At 33.7% G+C, this 9,051-nt stretch carries 7 protein-coding genes; all 7 read right to left on the bottom strand.

Features of this window, described 5'->3' with window-relative positions; genetic code table 11:
* Positions 1-242 precede the first annotated feature (242 nt).
* Positions 243-3,368 carry a PorP/SprF family type IX secretion system membrane protein gene (locus EOD40_RS01925; RefSeq protein ID WP_128193208.1) on the bottom strand — a complete coding sequence of 1,042 codons (3,126 nt, stop codon included), beginning with the start codon at positions 3,366-3,368 and terminating at the stop codon, positions 243-245.
* Positions 3,369-3,373: 5 nt separating this feature from the next.
* Positions 3,374-4,816 (bottom strand): T9SS type B sorting domain-containing protein, encoded by a 1,443-nt coding sequence (locus EOD40_RS01920; RefSeq protein ID WP_128193207.1) that lies wholly within the window; start codon positions 4,814-4,816, stop codon positions 3,374-3,376.
* A 105-nt stretch (positions 4,817-4,921) separates the two neighbouring features.
* Entirely contained in the window at positions 4,922-6,208 is a 1,287-nt protein-coding gene (locus tag EOD40_RS01915) for a hypothetical protein (RefSeq protein WP_128193206.1), read from the bottom strand.
* Positions 6,209-6,263: 55 nt separating this feature from the next.
* Positions 6,264-6,704: a hypothetical protein gene (locus tag EOD40_RS01910; RefSeq protein WP_128193205.1), complete on the bottom strand. Its 441-nt coding sequence runs from the start codon at positions 6,702-6,704 to the stop codon at positions 6,264-6,266.
* Positions 6,705-7,036: 332 nt separating this feature from the next.
* The gene (locus EOD40_RS01905; protein ID WP_128193204.1) at positions 7,037-7,540 is read right to left on the bottom strand and encodes a hypothetical protein; all 504 of its coding nucleotides are present in this window, start codon (positions 7,538-7,540) and stop codon (positions 7,037-7,039) included.
* Complete coding sequence (locus EOD40_RS01900) at positions 7,537-8,202, bottom strand: pirin family protein (protein WP_128193203.1); 666 nt, start codon at positions 8,200-8,202, stop codon at positions 7,537-7,539. The genes EOD40_RS01905 and EOD40_RS01900 overlap by 4 nt, the downstream gene beginning before the upstream one ends.
* A 16-nt stretch (positions 8,203-8,218) precedes the next feature.
* A complete protein-coding gene (locus EOD40_RS01895; protein WP_128193202.1) occupies positions 8,219-8,977 on the bottom strand; it encodes a dioxygenase family protein in 759 nt (252 codons plus the stop codon).
* Positions 8,978-9,051: the final 74 nt, after the last annotated feature.

Raw genomic sequence — 9,051 nt, 5'->3', positions numbered from 1 at the left:
TTTTTACCCTTTTTATAAAAAAGAGGGTTGAATTTATAGCGCACAAGATGTTAGTTAGTAGGTAGTTTTTTGATTTCATTGGCGCAAATCTTTTTTCAAAAATTGTCTGACGATTTTTATTGATTTAAATAGATTCTTTGGGGATAAAATCTATTTAAATTTCTTAAAATGTATTTTTAGTTTAGATTTTGAGAACTTTCATTATATTATTTTTACAGCTCATTTCGTGTTAGTTTTTTGTATTAATTTTCAACTTTAACTATAATCATTTTACCATTATAAGGAGTACTTCCTTTTGATGATAGGGCTCTTTTGGCTTCTTCAATATTGTCAAATCTATTGTAGTAAATAAAATATTTACTGGTATTGACATCATAGAAGAAGTTAATGTCTTTTTGTCCTGCTGAGACTGTTTTTGTTAAAAATTCGTCTCTTTTGGATGAGTCATTATGTACAGCAATTATCAGATAATAACCTGCATCAGTATTCTTAATCTTCTTTAAAATTTGCATATTGGCCTGTTCATCTCCATAATCAAAATCTTCTGGTTTGAAATTGTTTTTAGAGACAGGAGTCGTTTCTTTTATGCGTTTTAATGCTTCCAGGTCTTTTAAATATCTAGAATCATCATTTTCAAATGAAGCGCGTTTTATCCTTCTTTTTTTCTCGATTTCTGTTTCTTTTTTGATTTCTTCCAGTGATGTAAGCAATTTGGTATTTGTCTGAATTAATTTTGTTTGGTCATCTTTTAATGATTCAATCGATTGTAAATAGTGCTGACTAGCTTCATCAGTTTTATTATGACCTTTTTTCAGTCTTTCTTTATATAAGTTTTCTAATTCAGTTATTTTATCTTTTTGGGTTTTAATCAATTGATCTATTTCTGAGTTTAGAGAAAACAAGGCATTGTTTTCGGCTGTTACACTTTTAAAAGGTTTTGGTTGTGTGAAAATCCCTTTTTCACTTAAATCATTTTCTTCTTTTAAATCTTTAAGGTCTTTTTCTTTATTAGATACTGTGCCATCAAGTTTTTTTAACAATTCTAGTTGTTTGGTTTTGAATTCTTTGATTAGATTTATTAAATTTTCCATTGATTTAGCAAGTTCATCATTTGGTGAGATAGCGAGTTTCGCTTGAGCTATAGAATCTGCTTTTGCTTTCGCATCTGCCAATAATTTAGCCTGTGCGTCAGCTTTGGCTTTGTTTTCAGCAGCTAGTTTAGCCTGTGCCAATGCATCTGTCTTTGCTTTTTCATCTGCCAGTAACTTAGCCTGAGCATCCGCTTTGGCTTTGTTTTCAGCGGCTAGTTTAGCTTGCGCTAATGCATCTGCCTTTGCTTTTTCATCTGCCAGTAATTTAGCCTGAGCATCCGCTTTGGCTTTGTTTTCAGCGGCTAGTTTAGTCTGTGCCAATGCATCTGATTTTGCTTTTTCATCTGCCAGTAACTTAGCCTGAGCATCCGCTTTGGCTTTGTTTTCAGCGGCTAGTTTAGCTTGTGCCAATGCATCTGCCTTTGCTTTTTCATCTGCCAGTAACTTAGCCTGAGCGTCAGCTTTGGCTTTGTTTTCAGTAGCTAGTTTAGCCTGTGCCAATGCATCTGATTTTGCTTTTTCATCTGCCAGTAACTTAGCCTGTGCGTCAGCTTTGGCTTTGTTTTCAGCGGCTAGTTTAGCCTGTGCCAATGCATCTGCCTTTGCTTTTTCATCTGCCAGTAACTTAGCCTGAGCATCCGCTTTGGCTTTGTTTTCAGCAGCTAGTTTAGCTTGTGCCAATGCATTTGTCTTTGCCTTTTCATCTGCCGGTAACTTAGTTTTGGCGTCAGTTTTGGCTTTGTTTTCAGCAGCTAGTTTAGCTTGTGCCAATGCATCTGCTTTTGCTTTTGCTTTTTCGTCTGCCAGTAATTTAGTCTGGGTGTCAGTTTTGGCTTTGTTTTCTACAGCTGGTTTAGCCTGTGCTATTGTATTTGTTTTAGCTTTTGGATCCGTTTTGGCTTTGTTTTCTAAAGCTGGTTTAGTCTGTGCAATCGCATTTGTTTTAGCTTTTTGATCCGTGATTAATTTAGCTTGAGGATCAGTTTTTGCTTTATTTTCTACAGCTGGTTTGTTTTGAACAGTTGTAGCAGCTTTAGTTTGGGTAAGAGGCTCTGTTTTAGTTTTATTAGCTATAGCAGTTTGATTATTGATTCTGTTTTGAAGGATTGCTTCTCTTTTAGCTTTGGCATCTGCAATTAATTTCGCTCTGTCTGCAATAACTTTATTTTTAGCATCAGCAATTTGCTTTGCTTTTTCGTCAGCTTTTATTTTGGCATCGGCAATTAATTTTGCTCTAGCCTCGTTAGCTATTTTTGTTTTGTCCGTTGCTTCTGTGTTAGTATTGGTCTTAGGTTTTGAAGCCACATATTTTCTGGTCACTTTTGGGGTAATGAGAGCACCTTCGTTATCGTCATCATCATTGTAATAGTTGTCTCCTTTAAATCTGTAGGCAAGCGTAATTTCGTGGGAAGATCCAAAGTTTGATAAATTCCCCATAGCTTTTTCAAAATTATATTCAATTGAAATTCGTGGACTTATATTTAATCCCAAACCGGCAGACATACCATATAAAGTGTTATATCCTGCCTGAGCCCAAATTCCATTTGGAGTAGCAAACATCACTAAACCCGAAACAATGGTTTTGTCTTTTTTAAGTTCTGTTTTCAATAGAGCTGAAAATTTACTTTTATCGAAAAAACCGTAAGTGTCCAAATAGCCGGTATGCATAGCATGCAATTCGATGCTTCTTTCAGGATTGTCCTGAATAATTTTAGATGTTTTAAAATTGTATAAAATCAGATTATTCACCGATACACCAAAATCAAGAAACTCAGTTCCATAATTGATGCCGGGATTTATGGTTGTTAAAAAGCTCGAAGGAATATTTTGCAATGAAGGGTCTGCATTAGTTGTGATTACTTTACCACTGTTTAGACCGCTTTTGTAAAATCCAACATTAAGACCAAAGGTTAAATTACTGTCTCTATCCAGAACCACGTTATGAGCAAAATTAGTAACCGCACCAAAGGTGGTTAGAACACCATAATTTTGTTGAAAGAATCCAATTGCAATTCCTTCATTTTCTTTGAATCGGCCTGAATAACCAACTAAATAAGTTTGTGGAGCATCATCAAATTGTACCCATTGTCTTTTATTGTAAAAACTGATATAAGAACCTTGTTCTCTAACAAAGCTAAAGGTGGGATTAATGAGATATCTATTGAATTTTAAAGAATTTCGTACGGGCAATGCAAATGAAACTACTCCATCTTCCTGAGCATAGAATAGCTGGGTAGTACATAAAAACAAGGATATAAATAGTAAAATTCGTTTCATCTATTTTATTTTACTACAGTTATAGACCCTTTTTTTACTTTTCCGTCTTTTGTTCGGATAATGTAATAATATACAGGATTGATATTTTTAAAATTTAATATGCTTTCAGGCCAATTGTTTAAATAATTATCCGTTTTAAACACTAATTCACCTGATGAATTCATCATAATTATTTCGGTATTTGTACCGCTGGTATATTCTTGAGGTATCACCCAGGTATCATTTATTCCATCGCTATTGGGACTTATCAAATTGGGTATTGTAACCGCATTGCTATCAATAAAACTATTTATAGTAAAAAGCATTTCATTATATGAAATGCAACCAGAGTTTTGGGTAATGATAACTTTGTAATTTCCCATTTGGTTTATGTTTAGACTAGCAGCAGTGGCTCCTGTTATTGCAACATCATCTAAATACCATCTGTAAGATGGATTTACGGCATCTGTTGTTGTAATAACATTTTTTGTCTCTCCTTCGCTTAATGTATATGTTTCTGAAATGTTTAGAGAACTAGTGAATTTTACTTTTTGCAAATTGATAGTAGCCGTGGAGATACAACTTCCAAAGTCAACATTAACAGAGTATAAACCTTCTTCATTTGTTGTATAAGTATTGCTATTTGCTCCAGATATTAAAACATTGTTTTTATACCATTTATAGCTATTTCCTGTTTGAGTGGTAAGTGTTGTAGCATTTCCATTAGAACAAAAAGGGTTTCCAAGACTTGAGGTTATGGATGCTGACTGACCTGAAGCTTCTGAAACGCTTACTCTGTTAGAATATGAATTTGATGTACAGCTGCCATAATTTGTCTCAACGTAATAGGTTCCGGCTTGGTTAACGGTCAAACTTGAAGTTGTGGCAATAGGGGTCAGTGATGGTTCTTTAAACCATTTGTATGTTAATGCAGGATATTTTAACGGAGAATCATTAGTTCCCGTTCCCGGATTATCAATTTTTAAAACATAATTTCCTCCAGGACAATAGGTGGCTGTAGGAACAAAATTGTTAATAGAGAACGGACTGTTTTGAATTTGATAATATGCTGAAAAGGAAACTGAATTTGTACTTGTTGCCGCCGGACTGGTGCTTCTGATTCTAATTTTGTACTGTTCTCCAGCCATAGTTGTTGGTACAGAAAAATTTAAAGTTGCAGGGGAGGTGGTTATTGCGCCCTGATTAGAACTAACTAGAGTAGTGGGAGTTGTAAAATTTCCACTGGCATCTGATAGTTCTACTATAAATTGATTTGATGAGTTTAGTCCGGAAACAGGTGAAAAAGAAAAGCTTACCGTAAAAGGCTTTGTAGCATTGTAAGTAGCATCAGTACAAATTTGGCTAAAACCGAGATTAGGAGTTCCGATACTAATTTGAGCATAAGAAGTTGTTGCTAAAAATAGAGCAAAATATAAAAAACAAAATATTTTTTTCACGGTAGTATTCATTCCTTAAAAGACTCTTTTTTAGCATAATTAAAAATATAACTTGGAGACAATTTATATTAATGTTACTTTTTCTGGTTGAAATATAAAATTCTAGAAATAAGTTGTTTAATCTACACTAGAGGCAATGATTTTACCTATTCGCAATCTGTAATCAGGTCTTTTTTCGTTTAAGCAATCAATAAAAGTTTCTTTGTTGTCACTTTTAGCATAAACATTCGAGAAAATACTGTTGCCATACCAATTCTCTAAATCTTCATTATTGGAATTAAATTCTGTGAAAATATTTCCTTTGCAGAAATTAAAATACATCTGTTCAAATTTGATTTTGTTTAGATTTGCATCATTAACTTCCATTTTACTGTCTAATAAAACGGCTGGATTAAAACCTGAAACAACTGTTCTTTTACATTCAAGAGAAGTGTTTTCGGCAACATAAATAGCCTCTTTAATCAATCCTGATTCTATGTCGGCATTAATGTTATCGCTATTGTTGACTAAGGTTAAATTTGTTGCAACTACTGATGTTTGTTTTTTTGAGAAATCAACTTCTTCTCTTTTGCTGTAGGAAGCAATGTCTAAACATCTTGAACCTAGTTTGCTTGATAAAAATGAAGAGCGGATTGCCAATGAATTACTTATGTTGCATTGGGCACCATAGTTAAATTTGAAGTCATCATTACTGGATTTAAAGGAGATCAGCTTAGTTAAGTTTAGTTCGCCACCATAAATTTCAAAAGAATCACCGCCAGAATAACTTACCATAATGTTTTCAATTATAGTTTTATTACCTATTCCGGCTAATAACAAAGAATTGAAATTTCCTCCATTTACTTTTGCTCCGGCAAATTCTATTCTTACATATCGCAAAATACCTGAATTACAGCCAGAATTTGTTCCTCCGTATGATGTTTGTAGAGGATCTAAATCGAAATTAACCGAAGAAACGCTTCCGAATTTGTTAATAGGAGCATCGCCTAACACTATTATTCCTCCCCAATCGCCTGCTTTTTTGAAACTTTTGTTAGAAGTAAAAACAATTGGGTCAGTTTCTAAACCATCGGCTATTAAGGAGGCACCTTTGGTAATAATCAATGCAGCCTTAGATTCAGAATCACATAGTATTACAGTTCCCGGTTCGATGGTAAGAATTGCATTGTTTGAGACATAAACGCTTCCTTGTAATAAGTAAACGTTCTTCTTGTATAATTTTGTGTTGGCAGTAATGTTTCCTGCCAATATTTGATTCGCTTCACCATAATCAGCTTTATTGGATTTGAATTCAGTCCAATTATTTAGCCAATTATTTAACCCTGTTATTCCTTTTTCTTGTTGTGCATTTGCACTGAAAATCACCAAAAGAAACATTCCTATAATTTGAGTAAAGTTTTTCATAAGCTAAAAGATGAAATTATTAATACTGTCGAATCAAAAAAGAAGTAAGACATATTTATAAGCCTTCAAATTCATGTAATGATTTCATTATATTTTCATAAAATAAAATTGCTGCAATTAGGTTATCCTTGTCTGAATAGGGTAACAATTTTTTTTGAAATTCAATTGTTGATTCCAGATAAGCGGCTGTGCTTTCTGATTGTGTGTCAATCACTTTTCTATTATCGGAATCATTTGGAATTCCTATGTCAGCAGTTGTAATTCCTGGTTTTGTTGCAAAAGCAATGTATGGTAATGTTTTTACAAGAACTTTTATACGTTCAACGTATAACTCTAAAAGCTCCCCTTTTTGTTTAGTTTTTAATTCGTCTAAATCATGGTATTTTTTTATTACTGCATCAGTGCTTATAATGCCTTTGGGAATAGTCTTGTTTTGCGAAAAAGTCGCAGCAGTAGATAGTATAAAAATACTTAAAAGAAAAACCTTCGCTTTCATGTCTTAATAATTAAACTTGTTATAGACAAAATTATAGAATTAAAATTGATTTCCTTAGTTATTAACATTTTATTTTTAATAAAATAGTTACAAATTTTTTAAAAAAAAGCAAAACATCGGTAAAATGCGCATTATAACGATTTTTTTTGTTTTTAATATTGATTTTGAAACAGATAAAAAAGTAAGATTTTTTGTTGATAAATAAATTGGTTGTTTGGTAAGTTGTTTAAAGTCAAATGATTTTGGTTTGGTTGGTGTGTATGCAAAAAGCCTTTTTTTAATCTCACTTTGAGATTAAAAAAAGGCTTTCAATAATTGTTTTTATTTTTTTCTTATTCTTTCAAATAACAAACAGACAAATGAGGTTGAGCGGCAATCATAAAGGTTTCAAATTCATTGCCGTCATCGGTGGTTTTAGAAAGCAGAAAGTGGTTGTCAACCATTCCTAAATAAGTAAGCAAAGGCGAATAAAATGTAATGCCTATTTTGTGTTTGGAAATATCGGTAATGTCGGTATTTATAATGTCTAATTGGTAATTTATAAAGGGGAAAAAGTTTTTTCCTAAGGCATCGGCTACGCGGTAGCAATTTCCTTTTAATTGTTGGACATAGTTATTTGCAGCGATGCCTACGAGATAATGCAGTTGTGAAGCCTTTTCATTCTCGGCCAGTAATTCCCTGAAAGTCTTTTTCGGATTTTCTTTCGAATTAAATTGTTGGTGCTGCAATAAATATTCCTGATAAGTATCTTCAAAAACGTATTTGTCCCAGGTTAGAGTAGCACTTTGTTCAATTTCAAAGCGATAGGCTAATCGTATTTTTGATTTATAGTTCATACTGATGGTATTTCGATGAGTAGCAACATGGCATTTTCTGATAAAGATTCCCATTCTACATCTTCTATTTCTTTTAAACTTAAAGCGTCACCACTTTCAAGAAGTCTGTTTTCAAATTCGAATGCACCGTTGATTATGTAAACAAAAATAACGTTTTCTTTGTTTTGGAGTTGGTAATGAGCTTCTTTCCTTCCATCAAATTGAGCTATAAAAGCAGTGGCAGTATTGTTTTTGAATAAAGTAATGAGTTTGTTTTTTTCTTCGAAATCAAATTTAAGTGATTTGTTTTCAAGGCTTGGCTCATTGGTTTTAAAACCAATTTGTAAAAAGCTCACGTTTTCATCAAACGGATTTGATACTTCAAATGAAGTTTCTTTATTGAAAACAATTTGTTGGATTTCTTCAGTTGTAATTAGTTTATTCTGATACTCAATTCCGCCATAGAGTGGTAAAATATAGTACAAACAATCGGCTTGGGCTAACATTGTTGTTCTTTGATGTGGCGCTAGTATCTGATAATTAAAAAGAAATAAAGAACCCAAATCTTTTGTTTTTTCTTGATAATTTTCGATACTAAATGTTGACCAACAATTGTAGCCCTTAGTTTGCCGTTGCTCTCTTGCTGTTGCCAGATACATTTGGGCGGGATGTTGCTTTATCATAATTTTGGGAATCAAATTAGCCCGCTACATTTATGGTATGTGTTAATACAAATCCCGCTGCAACACTTCCGGTTACGGTAGATAGTTCACTGCTTACTCCATCCGAAAAAACATTGTCATTAGCGTTATAAGTGTATCCGCTCATTCCCTTGGTATATCCATTTGCAGTTGAAGCATTAACCAGAACCACAGCGCTGCCGGAACCTTCAGGAAAGGCAATTTGGGTAACCAATAAAGAAGTTCCAGCCGAATTGTAAATGTGTACGTGAATGTGTGTGGCTCTTCCGCTGTACCATCCCGGGAAAATTGAGGTAAAACTAACCAGTCCATTAGCATTAGTGATTTGCCTTCCTCTTAAAAAATGAACAGCAGTAAAATCAGCCGATTGCATTCCGGTTCCTCCGTATTCTGAATAATAACCGTCTTTGTCACAATGCCAAATATCAACGATTGCACCTGCAAGAGCAGCGCAACTGGCATTTTTATTTTGGATTGTGATGTTTATCGTGAAAGGAACTCCAGTTCTATCGCTGGTAATATCTGATTTGACTAATGATGAAGGGCTTTTAGTAGGGAATGGTCCTGCTGTTTCTGATGGCGAAACAGTACAAGTTGAAGAACCCGAAGAACTTCCGGTATCAGTAGCCTGGGTGGTGTCGGTTGCACTTGAATCGGTAGATGAGTCGTCATCACTTCCACAAGAACTGATTATGGGTACAGCCAAAGATCCTAATCCTACTAGTCCTAATCCTTTTAAAAAATCTTTTCTTTCCATACTAAATACAATTTATAGGGTTATGGATATAAAGGTATTTAAACTTCTAAATGCATTAAAATTTATGAGGTAAC

Source organism: Flavobacterium sufflavum (assembly GCF_004016525.1).
In the GTDB taxonomy this organism is placed as follows: domain Bacteria; phylum Bacteroidota; class Bacteroidia; order Flavobacteriales; family Flavobacteriaceae; genus Flavobacterium; species Flavobacterium sufflavum.
This window is presented reverse-complemented; position numbering and strand designations above follow the sequence as displayed.